The organism is Halomonas qaidamensis (assembly GCF_025917315.1).
Classification (GTDB): Bacteria; Pseudomonadota; Gammaproteobacteria; order Pseudomonadales; family Halomonadaceae; genus Vreelandella; species Vreelandella qaidamensis.
Genome location: NZ_CP080627.1, coordinates 3,535,838 through 3,560,293, shown reverse-complemented (window position 1 = coordinate 3,560,293; position 24,456 = coordinate 3,535,838). Strand labels below are relative to the sequence as shown.

Annotated in this window: 21 protein-coding genes; 13 read left to right on the top strand and 8 right to left on the bottom strand. The window is 51.7% G+C overall.

Annotation, left to right across the window (positions count from 1 at the left end):
• Positions 1-11: 11 nt before the first annotated feature.
• A complete protein-coding gene (gene nhaD / locus K1Y77_RS16030) occupies positions 12-1,490 on the bottom strand; it encodes a sodium:proton antiporter NhaD (protein ID WP_030071354.1) in 1,479 nt (492 codons plus the stop codon).
• Positions 1,491-1,785: 295 nt separating this feature from the next.
• The gene (locus K1Y77_RS16025; RefSeq protein ID WP_030071351.1) at positions 1,786-2,760 is read right to left on the bottom strand and encodes a LysR family transcriptional regulator; all 975 of its coding nucleotides are present in this window, start codon (positions 2,758-2,760) and stop codon (positions 1,786-1,788) included.
• Between the two features lie 137 nt (positions 2,761-2,897).
• Between K1Y77_RS16025 and K1Y77_RS16020 the strand changes: the two genes are divergently transcribed.
• The 3 genes from K1Y77_RS16020 (at position 2,898) to K1Y77_RS16010 (ending at position 6,226) form a co-directional block, all read left to right on the top strand.
• Entirely contained in the window at positions 2,898-3,839 is a 942-nt protein-coding gene (locus K1Y77_RS16020; RefSeq protein ID WP_264019138.1) for a sodium-dependent bicarbonate transport family permease, read from the top strand.
• A gap of 571 nt (positions 3,840-4,410) precedes the next feature.
• On the top strand, positions 4,411-5,946 hold the full coding sequence (gene nhaC / locus K1Y77_RS16015; RefSeq protein WP_030071347.1) for a Na+/H+ antiporter NhaC: 1,536 nt from the start codon (positions 4,411-4,413) through the stop codon (positions 5,944-5,946).
• A 112-nt stretch (positions 5,947-6,058) separates the two neighbouring features.
• A complete protein-coding gene (locus tag K1Y77_RS16010) occupies positions 6,059-6,226 on the top strand; it encodes an FAD-dependent oxidoreductase (RefSeq protein WP_264019139.1) in 168 nt (55 codons plus the stop codon).
• A gap of 38 nt (positions 6,227-6,264) precedes the next feature.
• Here K1Y77_RS16010 and K1Y77_RS16005 read toward each other — a convergent pair whose 3' ends face one another.
• Positions 6,265-7,191, bottom strand: coding sequence for a LysR family transcriptional regulator (locus tag K1Y77_RS16005; RefSeq protein WP_264019140.1), 927 nt, complete (start codon positions 7,189-7,191; stop codon positions 6,265-6,267).
• Between the two features lie 185 nt (positions 7,192-7,376).
• Between K1Y77_RS16005 and K1Y77_RS16000 the strand changes: the two genes are divergently transcribed.
• Entirely contained in the window at positions 7,377-10,487 is a 3,111-nt protein-coding gene (locus K1Y77_RS16000; RefSeq protein WP_264429503.1) for a bifunctional diguanylate cyclase/phosphodiesterase, read from the top strand.
• Positions 10,488-10,537: 50 nt separating this feature from the next.
• Here the strand turns inward: K1Y77_RS16000 and K1Y77_RS15995 are convergent, their stop codons facing one another.
• The 5 genes from K1Y77_RS15995 to K1Y77_RS15975 are packed head-to-tail and all read right to left on the bottom strand — an operon-like array spanning position 10,538 to position 15,301.
• The gene (locus tag K1Y77_RS15995) at positions 10,538-11,554 is read right to left on the bottom strand and encodes a CobW family GTP-binding protein (protein WP_264429501.1); all 1,017 of its coding nucleotides are present in this window, start codon (positions 11,552-11,554) and stop codon (positions 10,538-10,540) included.
• Between the two features lie 3 nt (positions 11,555-11,557).
• Entirely contained in the window at positions 11,558-12,565 is a 1,008-nt protein-coding gene (moaA, locus tag K1Y77_RS15990; protein WP_264429500.1) for a GTP 3',8-cyclase MoaA, read from the bottom strand.
• Entirely contained in the window at positions 12,562-13,815 is a 1,254-nt protein-coding gene (gene moeA, locus K1Y77_RS15985; protein WP_264429497.1) for a molybdopterin molybdotransferase MoeA, read from the bottom strand. Before moeA ends, moaA begins: the two co-directional genes overlap by 4 nt.
• Positions 13,812-14,447 (bottom strand): molybdenum cofactor guanylyltransferase MobA, encoded by a 636-nt coding sequence (gene mobA / locus K1Y77_RS15980; RefSeq protein ID WP_264019143.1) that lies wholly within the window; start codon positions 14,445-14,447, stop codon positions 13,812-13,814. The genes moeA and mobA overlap by 4 nt, the downstream gene beginning before the upstream one ends.
• Entirely contained in the window at positions 14,444-15,301 is an 858-nt protein-coding gene (locus K1Y77_RS15975) for a formate dehydrogenase accessory sulfurtransferase FdhD (protein ID WP_030071332.1), read from the bottom strand. Before K1Y77_RS15975 ends, mobA begins: the two co-directional genes overlap by 4 nt.
• Before the next feature lie 134 nt (positions 15,302-15,435).
• On the opposite strand from K1Y77_RS15975, the gene K1Y77_RS15970 reads away from it, so the two are divergent.
• The 9 genes from K1Y77_RS15970 to K1Y77_RS15930 all read left to right on the top strand — a co-directional run bounded on the left by K1Y77_RS15970 (position 15,436) and on the right by K1Y77_RS15930 (position 24,454).
• Positions 15,436-15,876: a DUF3305 domain-containing protein gene (locus K1Y77_RS15970; protein WP_030071330.1), complete on the top strand. Its 441-nt coding sequence runs from the start codon at positions 15,436-15,438 to the stop codon at positions 15,874-15,876.
• A complete protein-coding gene (locus tag K1Y77_RS15965; protein ID WP_264429494.1) occupies positions 15,873-16,505 on the top strand; it encodes a DUF3306 domain-containing protein in 633 nt (210 codons plus the stop codon). The genes K1Y77_RS15970 and K1Y77_RS15965 overlap by 4 nt, the downstream gene beginning before the upstream one ends.
• A 187-nt stretch (positions 16,506-16,692) precedes the next feature.
• Positions 16,693-18,411: a 4Fe-4S binding protein gene (locus tag K1Y77_RS15960; RefSeq protein ID WP_264429492.1), complete on the top strand. Its 1,719-nt coding sequence runs from the start codon at positions 16,693-16,695 to the stop codon at positions 18,409-18,411.
• 4 nt (positions 18,412-18,415) lie between these two features.
• The gene (locus tag K1Y77_RS15955) at positions 18,416-19,069 is read left to right on the top strand and encodes a TorD/DmsD family molecular chaperone (protein WP_264429490.1); all 654 of its coding nucleotides are present in this window, start codon (positions 18,416-18,418) and stop codon (positions 19,067-19,069) included.
• A gap of 79 nt (positions 19,070-19,148) precedes the next feature.
• Positions 19,149-19,349: a twin-arginine translocation signal domain-containing protein gene (locus K1Y77_RS15950; RefSeq protein WP_030071324.1), complete on the top strand. Its 201-nt coding sequence runs from the start codon at positions 19,149-19,151 to the stop codon at positions 19,347-19,349.
• 24 nt (positions 19,350-19,373) lie between these two features.
• A complete protein-coding gene (locus K1Y77_RS15945) occupies positions 19,374-22,226 on the top strand; it encodes a molybdopterin-dependent oxidoreductase (RefSeq protein ID WP_264429488.1) in 2,853 nt (950 codons plus the stop codon).
• A gap of 72 nt (positions 22,227-22,298) precedes the next feature.
• Entirely contained in the window at positions 22,299-22,913 is a 615-nt protein-coding gene (gene fdh3B / locus K1Y77_RS15940; protein ID WP_009722867.1) for a formate dehydrogenase FDH3 subunit beta, read from the top strand.
• A gap of 137 nt (positions 22,914-23,050) precedes the next feature.
• Positions 23,051-24,040: a formate dehydrogenase subunit gamma gene (locus K1Y77_RS15935; protein ID WP_404813856.1), complete on the top strand. Its 990-nt coding sequence runs from the start codon at positions 23,051-23,053 to the stop codon at positions 24,038-24,040.
• Positions 24,041-24,127: 87 nt separating this feature from the next.
• A complete protein-coding gene (locus K1Y77_RS15930) occupies positions 24,128-24,454 on the top strand; it encodes a DUF1244 domain-containing protein (protein WP_030071317.1) in 327 nt (108 codons plus the stop codon).
• Positions 24,455-24,456: the final 2 nt, after the last annotated feature.

Genomic DNA, 24,456 nt, shown 5'->3' with positions numbered 1-24,456 from the left:
ACAGCTGCTTGCTAGCCAAAGACGGCAAAGCTGTCAGCGTTAAGCCACATATGCACGATGATACTGGCAACGTAGCCAAGGAAAATCACCGGTGCCCAGCGCAGGTGGCCCATAAACGTGTAGGCGCCTCGTGCTTGGCCCATCACAGCAACACCCGCTGCTGAACCAATTGAGAGCAAGCTACCCCCTACACCTGCTGTCAGCGTAATCAGTAACCAATGGCCGTGAGACATCTCTGGCTCCATGGTAAGTACAGCAAACATTACCGGAATGTTATCGACAACCGCTGAAACAACCCCCAAGACAATATTGGCCCAGGTGGCATTCCAACCGGTGTAAAGCGCTTCGGAAAGCAGCCCAAGGTAGCCCATAAAGCCTAGGCCGCCGACACACATCACCACCCCGTAGAAGAACAACAGGGTGTCCCACTCGGCACGAGCAACACGGTTGAAAACATCAAACGGTACTACGCCACCTAACTGCTCAAGCTTCTTGTTGTCGCCCCGGCGACTGTAGCGTTCACGCTTGCGCTCCAGTGAACGGGGAAGGCTGCGACGTAGGTAATAGCCAAAAAATTGCAGATAGCCAAGGCCTGTCATCATGCCGAGTACAGGCGGCAAGTGCAGTAGTGTATGGCACATCACAGCGGTGGCAATGGTGATCAAAAATAGCGCAATAATTCTCCGTGCACCGCGCTTTAGCCAGACATCTTCATACACACTGCTGGGCTTCTGATCCTTGATAAATATGCTCATAATGACAGCAGGAATCAGGAAGTTAACCAAGGAGGGCAGGAATAGGATGAAAAATTCCTGGAATTGGATCAGTCCTGCTTGCCAAACCATCAGCGTAGTGATGTCACCAAAGGGGCTAAAGGCACCACCAGCGTTAGCAGCCACCACAACGTTAATACAAGCGAGATTAATAAAGCGCTTATCACCTTCAGCCACCTTGGTGATAACTGCGCACATCAACAGTGCCGTGGTTAAGTTATCAGCAATGGGAGACAGCACGAAGGCCAGGCCACCCGTTAGCCAGAATAACTGACGATAGCTAAAGCCTTTGCGCAGCATCCATGAGCGAAGGGCATCAAAGACGCGGCGCTCTTCCATGGCGTTGATATAGGTCATAGCAACGAGTAGGAACAGCATTAGCTCGGTGAACTCCAAAAGTGTCACACGAAACGCATACTCTGACGTTTCCGACATGCCATTTTGGACGTACACCCAGCCAATGAGTCCCCAAATAATACCGGCGGCTACCAAGACGGGCTTAGACTTACGCATGTGGATTTTTTCTTCTGCCATGACCAACCCATAGGCCAGTACGAAGATGGCAACAGCGAAAAAACCAACAGCAGACGTAGTGAGATCAATATCGCCTGTTACAGCGAACGCCGGTGTGCCAAGCAAGGGTAGTAAAGCTACTAATAAAAAAAGCCAGCGACGATAGGATCGTGGCTGACTTGAGTCATTATGCAAGGTAAGCATGCGACGTTATTCCCCATGGTTAAGTGGATGAAAGTGGTGTAGAAGCCGCGATATTGTAGCAGCCCGTATTGCAACGCAATATGTAATAAAAGCGAATGAAACTGCTAAATAAGAAGCTAAAAGAGACTTTTTTTATAAATTAATCGTTTCGCTAATAGCAATGTTAAAAAAACGGTGTAAAGAGACATTTTCATCCAAGAGTCATTTCCAAACTAAATAACCGTATCAGTGAGGTGAAAGCCCAGCGTCGATTGAGTGTCGAGCGTGAGCTCTTGCGTTCAAGCAACGGTTAGGTTCATGACGATGTTCGCAAAGGAAATGAGGGGTATTCTCCCAGCAGCTTAGCCAGCTCGTTACAGATAAAGCGTGGTTCTATCCATTGTGTTAGGTGTTCATGAACGTAATGCAAAAAGCGTTGTGCTGATTGTGGCAAGCGTTGGTCATTACGCACAATAAATTGCCAGTGGCTTTCAATAGGTAACCCTTCAACGGGTAAAACCACTAGGTCAGGGTGTTCATTGGGCAAAACGTGCTCGGATAACACTGCAACGCCCATATTAGCGGCAACACTGACTCGAATAGCCTCGTTACTTGCCATCTGCAACGTTTTTTGCATGGTTAGCCCGTGCTCCTGAAGCCAGCTGTCTAACAGCATGCGCGTAGCTGAACCAGGTTCACGCAGCAGTAAGCGTTCAGTGAGGAGCTGTTCCATAGAAACGCTGGCCTGCTGGGCAAGCGGGTGGTCAACACTAGCGATGGCAACTAAGGGGTTACGCATAAAGCGTGAAGCGACCGCGTGCGCGAGGGCGGGGGGATGGCTAAAAACATAAAGGTCATCTTCCTGACGCTCAAAGCGGGCAAGTACTTGGCGTCGATTGCCGATATGGACAGTGACATCCACTTCTGGGAACGCTTGGCTAAAGGGACCAAGCAGGCGCGGTAGCACGTACTGAGCAGTGTTCACTAGAGCAATACTAAAACGGCCTTTACTGCCGTGTTGTAAGTCGCTTAGCTGGTCGGCAAAATCGTCAAAGCGTCCCAGCACATCGCGGCTTGCCTGATAAAGAGCTTGCCCGGTTGCAGTCATCGCTAGTCGCTGGGAGTGCTGTTCTAACAATGGGCTACCCACTGCCTCTCTTAGCCTTTTTAGCTGTTGTGACACCGTTGGCTGGGTAAGGTGGAGCTGGCGTGCGGCTTCGCTAATGGAGCCGCATCGAACAACGGTGACATAGACCTGTAACAACCTGAAGGTCAGATGGCGAATATTCACAGTGGCTCATTACTCCTAGAAACGTATTAAAGATAAGTATAGAAAATTATCTATGGGTTTCTTTCAATATATTATTAGTTATCTAGTGTAGTCGCTCGCAAAATGCAGCCTCTTTTTGATCCTAAGGAGCAATGGCGATGCCAGATATTGTGGTGATGTTTTTCCTACTAGGCCTCGTTGCTGGAGCGGTAAAGTCAGACCTGCAAGTCCCCAAGGCTACTTACGACACCTTAAGCCTGCTACTAATGCTTACGATTGGTTTGAAGGGCGGGATGGCGCTGCATGGCAATATTCATTGGGGGTTAGTACCAGAGCTGGCTGGCGTCGCCTTGCTATCGGCGTTTATACCGCTATTGTTGATGCCGGTGCTTCGCCGTTGGGTGCGTCTTTCTCCCGCTGATAGTGCTAGCATCGCTGCTCACTATGGCTCCGTCAGTGCAGGTACCTTTGCGGTTGCGTTAGCGTATGTGGAAGCTCGCCAGTTAGTGGTTGGCAGTGAAGTGACGCTCTACTTAGTGGCGATGGAGTTGCCTGCGATTATGGTGGCAATAGCTCTATTTAGACGCCACCAAGGCGCTGCTGTTAAAGAGAGCACCAGTAAGCTATGGCATGAAACCCTAACCAATCGTGGCGTTATTTTATTGGCTGGCGGGGTCGTCATCGGCACGCTGTATGGGCCGTTTCAAGGAGAAGAAGTCACCGCACTGTTTACAGGGGCTTTTAAGGGTGTGCTGGCGCTGTTTTTGTTAGAAATGGGGTTAACCGCCGCGCAAACGTTACGTCCAATGCCTTGGCACCACTGGCGCTTAGTCACTTTTGCTCTGGTGACACCGCTATTGTTATCGCTACTGGGCATTCTAGTAGGAACTCTGGTTGGATTGCCGATTGGGTCTATCGTAATACTTGCCTCTTTGGCTGCCAGTGCGTCTTATATTGCCGCTCCCGCCGCCATGCGCGCCGCTATTCCACAGGCAAATATTGGCCTTGCCATGCTCGCTTCGCTTGGGATCACGTTCCCTCTCAATGTGATGTTAGGCATTCCGCTCTATCACAGGTTAATTGAGTACTTACTTAGCTAACAAAAGGGTAGCGCTATTGGCCGCTCTCTCAACACTATCGCCACAATGTGATCGGCTTTAGTAATGTTTGTTATTTTTTAGTGGGGTTAAACACCCGTCTCGCTTTCAGCGAGACGGGTGTTTTTGCTTGGTCTATTTTTTGGCTTTTTGGCTATTCTGCAGATTTTTTAGGCTGCTAAAAGATATTTTTTTATTAAAAATACAGTGTTTGCTTTAGTTTTTAGGTAAATAAGTTAATTGTCTTAAAGTGTTAATTTTAAGCATGAATGTTTAGTCGTTGTGAGTTTCCCCTGAATGCAGCACGAAAACCCGAGAAATAGACACGTTAAGTCTTCGTTACCTTCGTATTCTTTTGTTACAGGGACGTGATTGCAATGCCGTTCGTATGTGGAAAGCGTAGTGACGCATTGTAAGTAGTCAGCTGACATAGATAAAAAGGCAGGACAGTACAATGCTAAAAAACATGTCTACTGCCAGTGATCTAAACGATAAATCTAAGAAACTCTAGTAATACGAGAATAATAGCTGCTGATAAACCTATCAAAAGCTCAATAATGACGAGGATAATAAGATGGAAGAAAAACCAAAAAGGGTTCGTCAAAAACCCAGCCTTGGGCTTGCCCTAACGCCTGTTATATTGACGCTCATCGCCATTGGTGTGCAGATTTTCTATTTTGGCGACTTTACCCCTCATATTCCGCTAGCCATCGGTTTAGCGATTACGTCGCTTGTTGGAATCAAACTAGGTTTTCGCTGGAAGCGCATTGAAGACGGTGCTTTTCACGTTATTAACGTCTCACTCCCCTCGGTTTCGGTGTTGATCTTAGTGGGCATGATTATTGGCGTTTGGATCGCTAGTGGTACCGTGCCCAGTCTGATCTATTACGGCCTTTTACTGTTGTCTCCTGCTTTTTTCCTTGCCGCAGCGATGTTGATTTGTGCGGTGGTGTCCGTTTCCTTGGGCACTTCCTGGGGTACGGTTGGTACCGTCGGTTTGGCGCTGGTTGGAATCGGTGCTGGATTTGATATTCCCATTTATTGGACTGCAGGCGCGGTAGTGTCTGGCGCTTTCTTTGGCGATAAGGTCTCTCCGCTGTCCGATACTACCAATCTAGCCTCTGCAGTAACCGGCAATAATGTCTTCTCGCACATCAAAAACATGATGCCGACGACGATTCCGGCCATGCTAATTGCGTTGGTGATTTATCTGGTGGTGGGTTTCACGATGATTGATGACCAAGCCGCCTCGTTTGAACGTATCAACGCCATTACTGCATCTCTGGATGAAAATTTCACGATTTCTCTATGGTTACTGCTTCCGGCCGTGCTGGTTATTATCTTAGCCGTTAAACAGATGCCCCCCATCCCCTCGCTATTTGCTGGGGTCCTTGCCGGTGCGGTAACGGCGATGGTGGTTCAGGGCGTAGGTCTGCACGATATTGTGACGTATGCCAACTACGGCTACTCCATTGAGACGGGTGTTGATGCCATGGACAGCTTGCTGAACCGTGGTGGTATTCAGTCGATGATGTGGACAATTTCGCTGATTTTAATCGCGCTGGGTTTCGGTGGTGCGCTAGAGAAAACCGGCTGTCTCGAGACGATCATTACGGCCATTATGGCTAAAGTGCGCTCTTTCAAAGGGGTTCAAACGTCTGCGATTGCCACGTCCTTTGCAACTAACTTAGTGGCAGGCGACCCCTACTTATCGATTGCACTGCCGGGTCGCATGTATGCGCCCACGTACCGGGGATTGGGCTACTCGACGCTTAACCTGTCACGGGGTATTGAAGAAGGCGGTACGTTGATGTCTCCTTTAGTGCCTTGGAATGCCGGCGGCGCCTTTGTCATCAGTGTCCTGGGACTGGGAATCACCGACGGAAACGTTGAGAACCTGCTGTATATCCCGCTGGCCTTTGCCTGCTGGCTAGCCCCGGTACTCGGTATTCTTTACGCCCAGTTAGGCTGGTTCTCACCAAAAGCGACTGATGAAGAGCGTGCTTTGTGGGAGAGCCAGGGAGAAGCAATCGCCTCCTCATCAGCGCTCGGTGCCGCCGCTGATTCTGCTGTCACTAGCGCGACGCCGGTTTCCAGCTCAAGTGGCTAATTCTTAACGAATTAGACGTCGATTGTTCTAACGTTAGCGTAAGCATTTTATCGATTTGTCAGCACCCTGACCTGCTAAAGGCAGGGTGCTTGGCGTTTCCAGGAGAATAATAATGACCACAACGCATCCAGCCGTGGTGATCGGAGGTGGAATCGTTGGTATTTGCTGTGCGTTATATCTGCAAAGAGAGGGACTCGAGGTTACGTTGGTAGAGCCAGCTAGGGTTAACCATAGGTGCTACAACGGGACGCTTGGTAGCCGACCTACTGCATGGGCGTAAGAGTCCGTTGGAGATTCGTCCTTTCAGCGCGTCGCGGTTTAAGCTGATGGGGCATTAACTGACGCTGAACGTTTCACAAACCTGAGAAATGCATCAATGACTCGGTTAGGGCGACGGTCATTGCGAGTGATCATTACAAATGGTATTTGATAGCGAAGGGTGGCAGCATCAATGGCGCGCATCTTGCCTGCGTTAACCCATTGCGCAGCAACATGCGCGGGTAGAAAACCAATGAAGCGCCCAGTAAGAATCAAAAAGGCAGTGCCTTCACGATCAGAGGCGGAAGCCTGTAGATTAAGTGCATCATGTGCCTCACGCGCACTGTTAGGGAGTGGGTAACGAGGCATTATCGCTGGATAAGATGCTATTTTTTCAGCGGTTAGAGTCTTATCTGTATCTGTAAATAGCGGATGAGTTGCTGCGCAGTAGAGGTAGGACGGCTCATCGTATAGATGGTGTGTTTCTAAGCTAGCGGGTAGGTTTACATCGGGAACCACGCCGACATGTAAGTGCCCGTCCATAACACTTCGAATAATGGCATCTGAGGGCTCCATGTGAATATTAATGGTGACTTCATGGTTTGGTGCTGTCAGCTCGGCGAGCGCGTTGGTGACATGCATCGCGGGTAAGGTGACCAAGTTATCAGTAATACCGATATTTAGTTCACCTTTAATAGTATGATGCAGCGCATTGACGTCGCTTTTAAAATCTTCAAGCGCAGTAAGTAGGGTTAAGCCCGCCTGGTAAATTTCTTTGCCCTCTTCGGTTAAGCTAAACCCGCCTCTGCCACGTTGACATAACGAAAACCCTAGCCTGCCTTCTAAGTCGTTCATGTGTTGGCTAATGGCCGAACGACTGATGCCTAAGGCGGTCTCCGCAGCAGTAAAGCCGCCACACTCGACAACGGTTTTAAAAATACGCACTAAGCGCACTTCATAGTCACCCATTTGGCCTAACGATGCCATGGCAGCCTCTTGTTAAGTAAAATAACGTCGTTTAGTGAGTATTTTTGCTGAAAATTGATATACAACAAAAACAAGCCACGCCACTATTGAACCCTGCTGCTAAAGAGACGTAGTGGTGTATCGTCGTCTGTTTTTTTATATTGTACTAGGTGTGCTGTGAAGTACCTGAACAAGGTCTAACTATAATGCTGCTTTCTCGCAGTGGTAAAATAACTGAAAACAGGCAGCTAACCCCTGTCTATCGCCGTCAAAAACGTCGTGTTATTGCGATTTATATAGTGTCTCTATGTACGATGATGGCGTTGTTTGGTTGGTTGCTCAAAGGCCAATACCACCAAGAAGTCCATGCGGCTGAGTCCCGTATCATTGCACGCGCCAACGTGGTTTCTGAATGGGTAAAAGGCGTGTTTGGTCAAAGTGGTCAAGGGTTATTTAGCCTGGCTGAGCTGTTGGACGTTTATCAAATAACTACCTTAGATCAGAATCATTTAGAGGCTGAAACTTCGAGGGCTCTTCAGCAGGTGTTCAAAAATCTTGCTCAGTATGTGCCGTTGATTGATGAAGTAAGTATTCTGGATGACGAAGGGCGCGTATGGCTGGGCAGCGGTGATGAGCAGCATGTTGGAGATGAGCTAGGTAATAGCGTTTTTTTTCGTACGTTTGTGCAAGGTGAACAGGCTGAAAAAATGACGCCGCTACTTCGGTCAATGCATAGCGAGCGTTTTTACCTTTATCATGGTCAGCGTTTAGTAAATGATAATAACAATCTTGTGGGCGTGATTATGTCCCGTATTATGCCGCAAGTTTTGGTCGATACACTGAGGCAAATGCGGGTATACGACGGTGAGACTATTGCGTTAATAGATGAAAATTTACGGGTAATTGCTAGGCATCCAGCACCGGACGGGGGGATCACCATTGGTAGTCAGGTGAATGCACCCTCTACTCAGCAGTGGTTGGAGAGTGGTGATATTTCTCAAACACTCACCGCTATTTCGCCTATCGATGGGCATAAACGCTTATTACACATGCAAAGAATTAGTGACTATCCGGTATTTGTGGTGGTGGGGGTTGACCTACGTACACTGATGGCGGGGTGGTATCAGCGACTATTGGTATTGTCCTTGGTCGCGATCTTAATGACGTTGCTAGGTGCATGGGGGGTTCGCCACTACCTCAACCGTCTCACACTAGCTTATCAGTTACATGAGCGAATAAAAGAACGAGAGCTAGCGCGGGCGGAAGCCCAAGCACGCGGCGCGCGTATGGATGCTCTGGTAAGCTCAATCCAGGATTTGATCTTTGTATTTGATGGGGATGGACGCTTTAGCTACATCCACGCAGTTGCCCCTGAGCAACTGCTCATTAATAGCCAGGATGCATTAGGCAAGCACTTTGCTCATGTTTTGCCTAGCGCGTTAGCGGCCGCTTTTACTGCTGTTTTTGAAAGAGTGCAGCAGTTTCGCCGGGTAGAAAGATTTGAATATCCATTGATTATAAATGCACAGCGACACCATTTTCATGCCACCGTTAGCCCGCTAATGAGTAGTGATGGTCAGTTTGAGGGAGTACTATCGGTGAACCGTGATATTACCGAAGCAAAGCGCGCAGAAGTGGAATTGAAGATTGCCGCCGCCGCTTTCCAGGCGCACTTGGGCATCATGGTGACCGATGCTCAGGGAAATATTTTAAAAACCAACGATACGTTTAAGCGTATCACGGGCTATAGCGATGAAGAAGTAATTGGTAAAAACCCGCGAATGTTTAGCTCTGGTCATCATAGCTCGTTGTTTTATAGACGTTTATGGAAGCGGGTAACAGCAACGGGGAGCTGGGAAGGGGAAATTTGGAATCAGCGTAAAAATGGCGAACTGTTTCCTGAATGGTTAACAATTAGTGCCGTATACGATGCAGAGGGCGACCTCACTAATTACGTTGCCACCATGAGTGACATTAGTGAGCGTAAAGCTGCTGAGCAAGAGATCCATCAATTAGCGTTTTACGATCCATTAACAGGCTTCGCGAACCGGCGTCTGTTTATGGATAGAATGGAAGTGGCCCTAAAAGAGCTCAATCGACACCAACGCTGCGGTGCGCTGTTAGTAATCGATATTGACCGTTTCAATCATATTAACGATACGTTGGGCCACCTCGCCGGCGACCAGCTATTGCAGCGTGTAGCCCAACGATTTGGTCAAATGTTACGTGATACCGATACGTTGGCGCGTTTGGGTAGTGACGAATTTGCTGTGCTCATCGAAGGTATTGATGGAAGCCCCCGGCAAACACGTCGCTTAGCAGAGCATATCGCCCAAAAACTGCTGGCGGCGCTTGATGAGCCCATTACTTTTTCTGAAGAGCATGTCATGGTGACTGCGAGTGTTGGCATCACTATTTTATCCGATAGCCAACTGAGTACCGAAGACTATCTTCAGCAGGTTGACATGGCCTTAGCGCAGGCAAAAACAAGCGGGCGTCGTGTTATACGCTTCTTTGATCCTGTCATGCAGGCAACGCTACTGGCGCGAGTCAAGCTTGAAGCCGACCTGGGCCAAGCCTTGGAAAGCCAGCAGTGGCGCTTGCACTACCAGCCCCAGGTTGGTCGAACTGGTCACATTACCGGCGTTGAGGCCCTGCTGCGCTGGCAGCACCCAGAGCGTGGCATGGTGTCTCCGGGCGAATTTATCCCGCTATTAGAAAGTACCGGGCTAATTAATGAGGTCGGTGAGTGGGTCATCGAGGATGCGTGCCGCCAGTTAGCCTGCTGGGCAACCATGCCGCATCTGCGTGAACTGACGATTTCTGTGAATATTAGCCCACTTCAGTTTCGCGATAGCGATTTTCTGTCTCGCTTACAGCAGGTTTTTATTCGCACAAAAGCGCCGCTTGAGCGCCTAAAGCTTGAGGTCACTGAGTCACTGTTTGTGGAAGCGCGAGATGATGCTCGCGATAAAATGCTTAGTCTGAAAGCCCAGGGCGTACGTTTTTCTCTGGATGATTTTGGAACCGGTTACTCATCACTGGCGTATCTTGCTCAGTTACCGCTTGATCAGCTGAAAATTGATCAATCATTCGTCCATCAAGTATTGGATAGCAGTGCCAATGCGGCGATTGTTGAAAGCACCATTGCCCTAGCGAAAAGCTTAAATTTAGATGTGATTGCCGAAGGGGTAGAAACAGATGCTCAACAAGCGTGGTTGTTAGCTCACGGCTGTCGTGCTTTCCAGGGTTATTTGTTTGGCCGCCCTATGCCAGCTGAAGATATTGAGGCAGCGCTCTTAGCTCAGCATTCCTAACCCTGTACTTCTAGTTCGGTATTTCTAGATCAGTACTTCTAGAGCTTACCCTAGCTCAGTGCTCCTGAAGATGGTAGTTCTCTTAGTAAGTGAGTGTGGGTATGGGTGTCATTGTCAGGGGTAATGACTTCAAGCCGAGAATCCTGACGCCAAGCGCTGCTCCCAACGGTTAGCGTTCCGTCAGCTCGATTGAGTTGTTTCCAACCCAGCTCGGTATGAAATACGCCTTTGACGCGCGCAGTAGAGGGGAGCCCGCTTAAGTAAGCGGCTAAATGGTCAAGGTCGAAGTGTTCATTTGGATGCCAGCGTAGGCTAGTGCTGGTGTACCCAAGGGTGCTGGCGGTTTTTTGTTGAGGTTGACCAAGTAGAGGGGGAATATCAAAAAAACTGCCTTCCAAGGTGGGGGTAGCTATCACTTGGCGGTGTGTATCAGGAATGGCTGAGCCCTCGTGAGTACGTGTTTGGCCGCCGTTCAGCAGCAGCGCTAGTGGTATCATGCCATGCTCAATGCAATGCACCCATTTGCGCGGTGGCCAGAGTTCAGTCACAAACTGCTGCGCCTGTTCGTATTGTTCGGCACTGGCTTGCTCTCCCATTGTGATCGCTACAGCATCGGCCATCGCCAGTTGATCTTGAAAGGTCTCGTGTTGGCGTACCCGTGGCTCATCTAAGCGACGCGGGTCCAGCGTGGCGATAATATCGTGCACAACCACCACGTCCTGGAAAGCCTCACCACGCAGTAAATCTAATAAGCCGGCCGGATGGCCCAGCCCCGAAGGCTCAATAATGACGCGATCGGGCTTATTGCGAGCGAGTAAATTGACCAGCGCAGCTTGCAGCACAAAGGCCAGCTGGCAGCATAAGCAGCCACCGGGCAGACCTTTAACGACAACATCATTGCGCTGCTCAAACATTGTTTGATCAATGCCGATCTGACCAAACTCATTGACTAAGATGGCCCATTTTTCATCCACAGGCTTTTGCTCGATCAGGCTGTGGATAAGCGTAGTTTTACCGCTGCCGAGAAAGCCAGTAATAATATGTACTGGCACACGATTGGCTGACAACGATTACCCCCCTGTCATATTCATAAAGCGCACCACCTGGACATCACCATCGGTGGTGAAGTGATGGCGCTCGGGCTTGAGCGGTAAGGCGTTAATAATGGCCATTTTCAATGCCTGCATATTGCCAGGATGTCTGCGCAGTACGGCACGTAAATCGACAGAATGTTCATTGCCGAGGCAGAGTAGTAGACGGCCTTCAACGGTTACCCGTACACGGTTGCAGCTGTCGCAAAAGTTATGGCTATGGGGTGAAATAAAACCAACACGGCTGTTGCTGTCGGCCATTTTAAAGTAGCGCGAAGGCCCTGGTGTGGTTTCTGTGGTCGGCATGAGCGGGTAGCGTGTTTCGATCAAGGCTTGTACGTCGTCGCTGGAGTAAAACGTCTCTGCCCGTGAGTGATCAGACACATCGCCTAGCGGCATCTCTTCGATAAAGCTGATATCCAGCCCCTCATGGCGAGCGAATGTGACGAGGTCTAGCACTTCATCTTCATTGCGGCCTTTCATGATGACAGCGTTAAGTTTGATGCGTTTAAAGCCAGCTTCCTGGGCGGCGTGAATGCCGTCAATGACCTTAGCTAAATCACCGGTGCGGGTTAGCTGTTTGAAGCGTTCAGGGTCAAGAGAATCAAGGCTAATATTGAGCCTGCGCAGCCCGCCTTGATAGAGCCGGTTAGCGTGTTTGCGTAGGCTCGCGCCGTTCGTGGTCATGGTGAAGTCGTCAAGCCCTGGCAGCGCGCCAATGTCATCCACCAGCTGCTCAATACCTTTACGCACTAGCGGCTCGCCCCCGGTTAAGCGGATTTTCTCAACGCCAAGTTCGGTAAACGCCTGGGCCACCATGGCAAGCTCTTCCAGCGTAAGCACTTGGGCCCGTGGCAAAAAGGTCATCTCTTCGCTCATGCAATAAACGCAGCGAAAATCGCAACGGTCCGTCACGGAAATGCGTACATAACTGACACGGCGGCCGAAATCATCAATGAGTTTTTCGGCAATTGGTTGTTTAGTCATTGCCACCTCGTCAGTGGTTGAATGCAGACTGCCTCGCCTGGTTGAGCGCTTTCTTGATGGTCACCCAGTTCAATCAGGCAGTTGGCAGCTACCATCGAGGTCAATATTCCTGACCCCTGAGCTCCGGTGCTACGTACCTGTAACACGCCTTGGGCATTGCTTGAATAAATGCCACGTATAAAGTCGGTGCGTTTTAAACGGCTTTTTAGCGGTGTTTGGGCGATGGCTGTTAAGCGCCTAGGGGGAGAGGGCATTTGCCCTTGTAATCGTTGCAGTAACGGCACCACGAATTGGCTAAAGGTTACCATGACCGCGACGGGGTTACCGGGTAAGCCGACAAACGGTTTACGAGCCTCACCGAGCCAACCACAAGCCATAGGACGTCCGGGTCGCAATGCTACGCGCCAGAAAGCTAATTGTCCTAATGCTTCCAACGCTTCCCTTGTGTAATCAGCGTGGCCGACAGAAACGCCCCCACTGGTAATCACTAAATCGCACTGTTTGGCGGCGCTAGCCAGGGCGTTTTGAATGGTGGTGGGGTCGTCGGGCAGAATGCCTAGATCCATCACCTCGGCCCCCTGCTCGCTGAGTAGGCCGATCAGTGTAAAACGGTTGGTGTCGTAAATGCCGGCACTGGGCAGCGCATCGCCTGGGGGCGTGACCTCATTTCCGGTGGAAAAAATAGCCACTTTGGGTCGCCGAAACACCCAAACCTCACCATAGCCCAATGAAGCGATTAACCCCAAGCAGGCGGCATCTAACCGCGTGCCTGCTTCCAGTGCTATTTCGCCAATTGCAATATCTTCCCCTGCTTGGCGCACATGCTGGCCCTGGCTAACTCGGTCAGGGGCGTCGATCATGACACTAACACCCTGCTCAATAAGCTGCTCGCGCATGATGACCGTGTCGGTACCTGGCGGTAAGGGAGCGCCAGTGGTAATACGGATACACTGGCCGGAAGGCACATTACCTTCAAATGCCTGACCAGCAAAGGCATCGCCAGCAATTGGCCAGCGCGTTTGATGAGGCTGCACGCTTGGCCAAGCCAGGGCAATGCCATCCATGGCTGCGTTAGTATGTTGGGGTACATTGATAGGCGCGATGATGTCGCTCGCTATCCGCCTGCCATAGGCTTGGCTAAGTGCTATAGGCTCTACCCCAACGGGATGCTCCACCAAGGTCATCAGCGCTTCCCGTGCGTCATCAACGCTGAGCATCTGCTCACCAAGCTCAAAGCACGACAGGCTCATGGTGTTTCCTGCGATGGCAAACCTTTGGAAGTTGTCGTTAGGGTTAGCTCCAAACGCGACTTTTCTTCCTCGGTATTGAGGTTGGCAAACGTTTCTGGGCAATCCGACATATCTACCTTGCACCAGGAGTGGCGTGCGTACCAACGATCGATTTTGCGCTCCCCCCCAGCTAGCGCGTTTGCTAGGTCATCGGCAAGCGAGGTACGCAGCAGCGCAACGACAGGGTGTAAGCGTTCGCCGTCAAACGCAACGGCGATATCGTACTCGCCACTCTCTGAGCTGATGCCTGCCACCATACGATTCACAAGGTCATGGGGTAGGGCGGGAGAATCGCAGGGAGCGACCAGCAGCCAGGGCGTTTCAGCCGCGCGCAGTCCACTGTAAATGCCCATCAACGGGCCTTTAAAGCCGCCTTCCGCATCTTCAATGACCCGTGTTGCAAACAGCGCATAGGCATCAGTATTGCGATTGGCATTGATCATGAGTTCGGCTACTTGGCCATCAAACCGTTTAGCCACATGAGCGACAAGTGGTAGCCCGGCAAAGGGTTCAAGCCCCTTATCGCGCCCGCCCATGCGACGGCCTTCGCCACCTGCGAGAATCATGCCGGTGAGGGTTTGCGGGGTGATCATATGCCAGCCTCCTTAGACGTGCGTGCGCTGGGTGGTTTGGCTGGTATGGCATCTAGCGTTAAGCGATTAGCCGTATTAATAGCCTGGAAGTTTTTGCCTTTAGCACGAGCAATCAGCATCACCCCGAAGCGCTCCGCTAGCTCGACGCCTTTTTGGGTAACCCCTGAACGCGAAACCAACACGCTGATGCCCATCTGAGCGACTTTTAATACCATCTCGGAAGTCAGGCGGCCGGTGGTATAAAAAATATCAGCACTACTGCTTTTCGCTTGATTGAGCCACTGGTGGCCTGCCAGCGTGTCTACCGCGTTGTGTCGCCCAACATCTTCAACGAAGTCAAGCACTTGATGTTGATTACACAACGCGCAGCCGTGCACTGCCCCAGCGCTGCGGTAGGTATCGTTATAAGTATTCAGATTGGTTAGCAGCTGGTAGAGCGTCGATTGGTTAAGCGGTGTCTTGGGCAACTCAGAAAGCGATGTTTGTTCCAGCAATTTGCCGAATACCGTTCCTTGGCCGCAACCGGTTGTAACAGTACGAGTGCTCAGCCGGTTTTCTAAATCGTCGGGTAAATAGTCGGTGACCACCGCGGCGGCTTCAACCTCCCAGTCGACCTGGACAACTTTCAGATCTTCCGCGCGGCGTAATAACCCTTGATTACGTAAGTAGCCCACCACCAGTGCTTCAGGGTCATCGCCTAAGGTCATGAGTGTGACAATTTCGCGCTTATTAAGATAAACCGTTAGTGCGCGCTCTGCCGCGATGGCTTGTTGGCGAGTATCGCCGTAAGCATCCATCACATTGATTGTTGTTGTAGCCGGTAAGCGGGCTTGGCTTAACTGAAGGGCGGGCATCCGCAATCCTCGTTGGAACCTAATAAAAAACCATCTACGAAATAATAGTTGAGTAAAACACTCTGAGTTGACGATGATGGCGCTCAAAAGGCTTACTTGTCTACCCGTTCAAGGTCTAAGGTGGTCTATTTCGTATGAGTGATAATCTGCGTTCGTTGAGTATTACCTTGGTAGCCGAACCCAAGCAGGTCAGAGGGTTTAATTTAACGCAGTGGCGTATTGCTGATCTCGCCCTGGGAGGGGAAGGCGACAATGTGCTAAACCTTCAACTTTATATGACCGAGCGCGCTGCCTACCGTTTTAACCTCACTTCGGCTACGCCTAGGTTATTTGTGCGCGCTGGTTTTACCGGCCAAACACCCAAACCTGATGCCATTACCGCAAGCCAAGATGTGGCGGCGGGCTGGTTGGATGGCGAACAGCAGGTGTTGGAAGCACCGATGCCGATGGCGATTCAAATATGGCTGGAAAGTTATTTGGCACGCCATGGGGAAGCGCCGCCAGAACGGCGTAAAAAGAAGCATAAGGGAGCCGGCCGGGGCAAAGAAACGCCGACCAAGGAGCAACCCCAGTGAGCAGATTTGAACGCTGGTCACGTAAAAAGCGCGGCGTTGAAAGCGACGAAGCAGACACCGAATTCAATAACTGTTCCATCGGCAATGCAGAGTCAGAGGCCAATGCGCTTACTACTTCCCGCGATGATGAGACGTTGGATGAGGCGTCGTTACATAAGAGGGGGCTGCAGACAGAGCCACCTGTTGACGATGCGCCGCTTGCGCCTGGCAGTTTGGATCACACCTTACCTGACCCCGATCATTTGCCCGCAGGCAGTGACTTCAGCGCGTTCATGTCGCCTGGGGTTAGCGCTGCCTTACGCCGTCGTGCCCTGAAACGGCTGTGGGCCACCGGTAACTACAACGTACGCGATGGGTTAGATGACTACGATGCTGATTACCGTCAACAGCTAAAGCCTATGGCCAGCGAACTGGCAGGCAAGCTTCGTCGCTGGGCAAATAAAACAGAAGAGGCGCTAGAGCGGCCAGCAGATGCCGATGATGAAAACCGCATGGCGGAGGATGCTGCTACCCCAGCAGAAGATGTTAATAGCTGTACAGGTGATGCCAATGTTGTACAAAACTCGCGACTAGACGACCAGTCTGATTCATTTGGTGGCGAGGTAGACGAATGTATAAATAAGCAATAATTTTTTTATAAACAATAGCTTAACGTAGGTTCTGCAATGAAGCGTTGAGACGCTCAAGCGCTTTAAAGTGGCAAAAAAAGCCTAGGCACCATACGCTCAAGGTAGAGAAAGCGCTAAGATATACCCTCAAAGTAAAAAACGATGACATTTAATTATAAAAAAAACGATTTTCTGACCGTGAGAATGCATGAACCAACGAATTCAACTGGCATCGATAGATGACCAGATCAATGTCACCGCTCGTGAGGCGGTGCGTCAGCGTATCTCGTGGCCGGTTAACTTAACGCCCGCTAACGTGACGTATCACAGTCGTGGCCATGCGCTGTTGCTAGGTAAGGCGCACGAGGTTAGCTATGCTGCCCGCGTGCTACAAAACCGTGGCCTCGCCTCATTGACGCTTCTGACAACCGATATCGCCCCCGACATAGCAGCTGCTAGCGAGCCGCTAATCTGTCACACGCTGACAGACCTTCAACGATCACAGCTAAGCATCACCGGCTATTTAGGTGCCTTTCGCGCTGAAGTAGCCGTTGCTGACGACGACACACTTAATTTGGCGCAAGCGCTGATTGAGCGTGAGTCGTTTGACGTGGTGCTCGACGTAACGGCTGCGGACATATCGAACAGTGATCAATCCTGGGAAATCCCCCCGCCAGGCTACATTCGCCTAGACTGGCTAACCCAGGAAGCTCAACGCAACGAAATTCTGGACAGCGTTGTCGAGCTGGTTGGTGAGTTCGATAAGCCACGTTATTTTCAGGTTAATAGCGATCTTTGTGCGCACTCATCGAGTGGCAACGTTGGCTGTACGCGCTGTTTGGATGTTTGCCCAGCTGATGCTATTTCCAGTGTTCAGGGACGCATTGAATCGCGCATTGAAATTGACCCGTTCCTTTGTCAAGGGGTGGGCAGCTGTACCAGCGCTTGCCCAACCGGCGCAATTGAATTCCGCCTGCCCGAAACCCGTCGTCAGCAAGACACGTTAGCGACGTGGCTGGCTGCCTACCGCGAAGCGGGTGGTCAAGCGCCTGTTATGCGCTTTGTCACTCATGACTTCCTCGATACTGAGCGCAAAGCTGGTGTTGTTACGCCGGGCCACGTACTAGATGCTCCGCTTGAAGAGCTGGGTGCTGCTGGCCACGACCAGTGGCTTACCGCACTCGCGAACGGAGCGGCTGAAGTGCGTATTCAGTTGCACGATGAGATGCCGCCTCGTTTAACCACGTTCATCACCCATCAAGTCGCCCAAGCCCATGGGCTGCTGAAGGCACTGGGGCATGATGCTACGCGGGTTAAGTTATTGCAGCCGGAGCAGGCGGAAGAGCGCGATGCACTACCTAGCCTGACGCCGCTAACCGACGAAGCGTTACGCTTTACCGAACCCCACAAGCGCACTCGCTTTAATCAGGTGCTCGCCACACTCACAGCACTTGGGGCTCCTAGCAATGAGCGTTATGTCATGCCTGAAGGGGCTGCGTATGGCGGCATTGAGGTCGATCGTGAAGCCTGCACGCTTTGCCATGCCTGCGTTAGCAACTGCCCAACACCGGCGCTAAAAGCAGGGGGTGACACACCAGCGTTGAGCTTTCTGGAAGCTGATTGTGTGCAGTGCGGGCTGTGCGAACAGGCGTGCCCTGAAAACGCGATTACGCTGCTGCCTGGTTTTTTGGCTGCGCCGGAACGCGACACTCGGCACATTTGCCACGAAGAGGCGGCCTTTGAGTGCATTGGCTGTGGCAAGCCGTTTGCTACTGCCAGTACGGTAGCGACGATCAAAGCGAAGCTAGCTGACCACCCCTATTTCGCGGGCGATGCGCTAGCACGGCTAGAAATGTGCGAGGACTGTCGGGTCAAAGATGTGTGGAAAGCCATGATCCGTGACCCTGATGCGCAACTGAAGGTGTAAAGCAATGAGTGATGCAATGCCCACACTAAGCGATACCGATGCACTGCGGGCCGATATTTATCAGCTTTTAGCCAGCCTGCTACGCCAAGCACCTGACTGCGAGCTATTAACCTGGCTCGCTAACCTAGACATTGAACAAGACGGTAGCCGTTTGGCTGAGTGCTGGGCAGCACTTTCTCACGCCGCTGGCCAAAGCAGTCCTGAGAATCTTCAGCGCGCGCACTTTCGCCTTCTTGTTGGCGTTATTCAGGGCGAAGTAGTGCCTTACGCCTCTTGGTACCGAAACGGAGAACTAATGGAAGCCGCACTAGTGGCCCTGCGTCAGGATCTTCGGGCACTGGGGTTTGAGCGCAGCGAGCATACCCGCGAGCCAGAAGACCACCTGGCGGCTGTCTGCGAGGTCATGGCGATGCTGATTACGGCGCAAAGCGGCGAACAAACTTACTTCTTCCAACAGCACATTGCTCCTTGGGTGAAGCACTGCTTTGACGACCTTACTAAAGTAGACACTGTTTTTTACGCATCGCTTGGCCAGTTGGGCGGCGCGTTTATGGAAAGCGAACAGGCAACGTTGAGCGAAAGAGCGGCCTATCAACCGGTGCGGTTTGTGGAGCCAACGACAGACGCAGCCGGCGCGGCGCGCGACGTCACACCGTGAGTGGCAGTGCGCAGTGGTAAGCAAATAGCAAGGCCTGCGGGCCACGTATAAGAAAAAGGGCATGATAGAGGAGAAACCCATGCACACGTCACATAACCCTGAGCGCCGCCGGTTTATGAAAACCGTTGGTCTAGGTACCGCCGCTGCTGGTGCGGCCGCCGCAGTAGGTCACGTCACGCTAGCTCAAGCCGATAACACCCCCTCGGTTGAGCCTAAAAAAACAACGAATTACCACGAAACCGACCATATCCGCGCTTACTATGCGTCGCTGCGTGATTGACGGCACACTGCCAGGAGAACTGCCATGCGTCTAACTCGCAAAACCAACACTCCCAATGCTTCAGGGCTTGGAATCTCCCGTCGTCAATTCTTAAAGCGTAGTGGTGTCGCCACCGGTGGTGTAGCAGCTGCAGGCTTTATGGGTGCGCCAATGATGCAGCGCGCTGAATCGGCGACTAAAACCCCCGTATTAGATTCCCCCGTCGAAACTAAGCGCACCATCTGCTCGCACTGCTCGGTGGGCTGTGGTGTGTATGCCGAAGTTCAAGAAGGTATCTGGACAAAACAAGAGCCTGCCTTCGACCATCCGATTAATCGTGGCGCCCATTGCGCCAAAGGGGCCTCACTACGCCAGCACGGCCACTCCACTCGTCGTCTCAAGTACCCAATGAAGTTAGTGGCGGGTGAATGGCAACGGCTGAGTTGGGACGACGCGGTTAATGAAATTGGCGACAAGCTGCTTGAACTGCGTGAAGCCCACGGACCCGACAGTGTTTACTGGCTTGGCTCAGCCAAATTCAATAACGAGCAGGCGTACTTAATGCGCAAGCTGGCCTCCATGTGGGGCACCAACAACACCGATCACCAAGCGCGAATTTGTCACTCCACCACCGTGGCAGGTGTTGCAAACACCTGGGGTTACGGCGCGATGACCAATTCGCTCAATGATATGCAGAACAGCAAGGCGATTCTGTTCATCGGCTCTAACCCGAGTGAAGCTCACCCGGTAGCGATGCAGCACATTCTGATTGCTAAAGAGCGTAATAATTGCGACATCATCGTCGCGGATCCACGCTTTACGCGCACCGCAGCAAAAGCCAATAAATATGTACGTCTGCGTCCAGGCTCGGATGTTGCCTATATCTGGGGTCTGCTGTGGCACATCTTTGAAAACGGCTGGGAAGATAGTGAATATATCAGCCAGCGTGTTTACGGCATGGATGAAGTGCGCGCAGAGGTGGCACAGTTCACGCCGAGTGTCGTGGAAGACATTACTGGCGTACCGGAATCAGAGATGTTTGATGTGGCCAAACGGCTTGCTGACAATCGTCCGGGCTGTGTGGTGTGGTGTATGGGTGGTACCCAGCACACTACCGGTAACAACAACACTCGCGCGTACTGCATTTTAGAGCTGGCGCTGGGCAATATTGGTAAATCCGGTGGTGGTGCCAACATTTTGCGGGGCCACGATAACGTACAAGGTGCCACCGACCTTGGCCTAGGCTGCGACTCATTGCCAGGTTATTACGGTTTGGCCGAAGGCGCATGGCAGCACTGGTCTCAGGTGTGGGATGTCGATTATGAGTGGCTAAAAGGCCGCTTTGACGATACCGAATACGCTGATGGTAAGCCGATGTATTCTAGCGGTATTACCGTATCCCGCTGGGTAGATGGTGTACTGGAAGAAGACGAAAATATCTCCCAGCGCACCGCGCTAAAAGCAATGTTCTACTGGGGGCACGCGGTCAACTCGCAAACCCGCGGCGTGGAAATGCAAAAAGCCATGCAGAAGCTTGAGATGATGGTCATTGTTGACCCTTATCCCACGGTTGCCTCGGTGATGCATGACCGTTCTGATGGTGTTTATCTACTGCCTGCGGCGACCCAGTTTGAAACCACCGGCAGTGTGACGGCAACCAACCGCTCTATTCAGTGGCGCGATCAAGTCATTGAGCCGCTATTTGAATCAAAGCCTGATCACGAAATTATGTACCTGTTTGCCAACAAGCTTGGCTTCGGTAATGAGTTCGTGAAGAACTTTGAGATGAACGGCAACGAGCCTCTGATTGAAGACGTGCTGCGCGAAATTAACCGTGGCATGTGGACCGTTGGCTACACCGGCCAAAGCCCTGAGCGTCTCAAAGAACACCAGAAAAACTGGCATACCTTTAGCTTCGAGAACCTGCGTGCCCAAGGTGGTCCCGCCGACGGAGATTACTACGGACTGCCATGGCCGTGCTGGGGCACACCAGAGTTTAAACACCCCGGCTCGCCCAACCTGTATGACACTAGTGTGCCTGTCATGGAAGGCGGCATGGGTTTCCGCGCCCGTTTTGGTATTGAGCGCGACGGCGTTAATTTGCTGGCTGAAGGCTCAGCGCCGGTTGGTGGTGAGATTGATGACGGCTACCCCGAATTTACCGACCAACTGCTTAAAGACCTCGGTTGGTGGAATGATCTGACCGATGTTGAGAAAGTGGCCGCTGAAGGCAAAAACTGGAAAACCGATCTTTCTGGCGGTATCCAGCGGGTGGCGATTGGACGAGGTTGTGCGCCTTATGGCAACGCGAAAGCGCGCGCAGTGGTATGGACTTTCCCAGATGCCGTGCCAAAACACCGTGAGCCGCTTTACACCACCCGTCGTGATCTGGTCGAACGCTATCCCACGTGGGATGACTTTGACTCGATTATGCGTCTGCCCACGCTGTACAAAACCATTCAGGATCGCGATAACAGCGCCGATTATCCGATCATTCTCACGTCAGGTCGTTTGGTCGAGTATGAAGGGGGCGGTGAAGAAACACGCTCCATGTCTTGGCTAGCTGAGCTGCAGCAAGAGATGTTTGTCGAGATGAACCCAGCCGATGCCAACGATATTGGCGTACGCGACGGTGACGACGTATGGGTGGAAGGTGCCGAAGGTGGCCGTGTGAAAGTGAAAGCGCTGGTGACACCGCGAGTGGATCGTAAGGTCGCCTTTATGCCGTTCCACTTTGGCGGCATGTTCCAAGGTGAGAGCCTGCGTGATCGGTATCCGGATGGGTCTGACCCGTACATTATTGGTGAAGCGGCGAACACCGCCACGACCTATGGCTATGACCCGGTGACACTCATGCAAGAAACCAAGTGCACCATCTGCCGAATTGAGCGCGCTTAAGCTAATAAACGTCTCGACTGACCTGACAGAACCCAGCGTGGCCTAGTGCCACGCTGGTGAGAGGAGAACACCATGGCTCAAATGAAATTTATGTGTGACGCCGAGCGCTGCATCGAGTGCAACGGCTGTGTCACCGCCTGTAAAAACGCCAATGATGTAGAGTGGGGCATTCAGCGACGCCGCGTAGTGACGCTTAATGACGGCGAAGCGGATGAAATGTCGATTTCAGTCGCTTGTATGCACTGTGACGACGCGCCCTGTATGGCCGTTTGTCCGACCGACTGCTTCTATAAAACCGACGATGGCATCGTGCTGCACGATAAAGACTTGTGCATTGGCTGTGGCTACTGTCTGTATGCGTGCCCCTTTGGCGCACCGCAGTTCCCTCAGCAGAATGCATTTGGTGAGCGCGGAAAAATGGACAAGTGCACTTTCTGTGCAGGCGGCCCAGCAGAGAGCAAAGAGGAAGAGTACGAGAAGTACGGCTCCAACCGCATCGCGGAAGGCAAGCTGCCGCTATGCGCGGAAATGTGCTCTACCAAAGCCCTTCTAGCGGGTGATGCTCAAGATGTTGCCGATATTTTCCGTCAGCGTGTCGTCCATCGTGGCCATAAAGATGGTGCTTGGTCGAATAACCCCCAGGCCAGTACTGACAACCTTGCCTACGATGCTGCCCGTAAAGGGTAAGGAGGCGTGTCATGACATCAATGACCATAACAACAACGACCTCTCAGGTGCCTTCACAGGCACCTTGGTTGAGGGCGTTTTTCCAGCGCTGTTGGCGTGTCGGCATCCTGTTACTGCTGGTGGTTGCAAGTCTTGGCATGTCTCAACTAGCGGTTGCCCAAGCTGATACAGACCGCGAAATGGTAACCGCTGCTCCTGGTATTAGTGCCGACCAGTGGCGGCAGGTTCGCAGTGGAGAAACAGGGCCTAACTATCGCGACTCGCGTTTTGACAGTAACTACAACCTGATTAATTCAAGTGGTGAAACTTGGCGGCAGATCCGCAACCGTTGGGTGTCACCGTTTGGGTTGATTACGGTTGGTGGGATGATTGCAGTGATTGCGCTGTTCTACTTTATTGTTGGGCGCAAACACCTCGATGAACCGCGCACAGGGCGAAAGCTTTTTCGCTGGTCGTTGCTTATGCGGTCGCTTCACTGGACCGTGGCTACGCTGTTTATCACCTTAGCGTTAACCGGTTTGAATCTGCTATTTGGTAAATTTGTGTTTCGCACGCTGTTTGGCGATGCCGTTTGGGCGTGGATGATCTCCGCTTCCAAAGTACTGCATAACTACCTCGGCCCGGTGTTTGGCATCCTGTTGGTGGTGCTGCTGCTCAAATTGCTGAAAGACAACATTCCGAAAAAGCACGATTTGCAGTGGTTCAAAATGGGTGGTGGGCTGGTGGGTAAAGGCCACCCAGATGCAGGCTTTGCCAACGGTGGTGAGAAAGCGTGGTACTGGCTGTTAGCAACTGCTGGGTTGGTGGTGGTAGCCAGTGGCTTTGTACTCGACTTCCCCAACTATGGCCAAGGCCGTGACACTATGCAGTGGGCAAATATTATCCACGCAGTGGGTGCGCTGGGTTTAACGGCGGTTGCGCTAGGCCATATTTATATTGGCACCGTCGGAACGGAAGGTTCACTGGAAGGTATGACCACAGGCTATGTCGATGAAACCTGGGCCAAAGAGCACCACAACTTGTGGTACGAAGAGGTCAAAGATCAAGCCCTAAGCGAAGAAGAAGTCGCGGCACAAAAAGCGGGTAGCAGTAGTGGTGGCGATGTTTCCGCCACTAAGCCTAGCTAAGCCGTTTGCTGAAACGCTTTTCGACACCGCCTTCGGGCGGTGTCTTTTGTTATGCTGCTTCACAGTCACTTGATAAGAGGATCGGTAATGTCATCGTTCAATGAACTAGACCAAACCACGCGTACAGAACTAGAAGCTGCCGCGTTTCGCCGCTTGCTACAACATTTAGACGATAATAAAGATGTGCAAAATATCGACCTAATGATTCTTGCTGACTTCTGTCGTAACTGCCTATCTAAATGGCTAGTTACGGCAGCAGATGAGCAAGGTAAAGCACTGGACTATGACGCTGCCCGTGAGTATGTCTACGGCATGCCCTACAGCGAATGGAAAGCCCACTACCAAGGTACCGCAACTCCTGAACAGCTAGCCGCATTAGAGGCTCGCCAAGCCCAGAAAAAAGCCAAGGAGTAAGC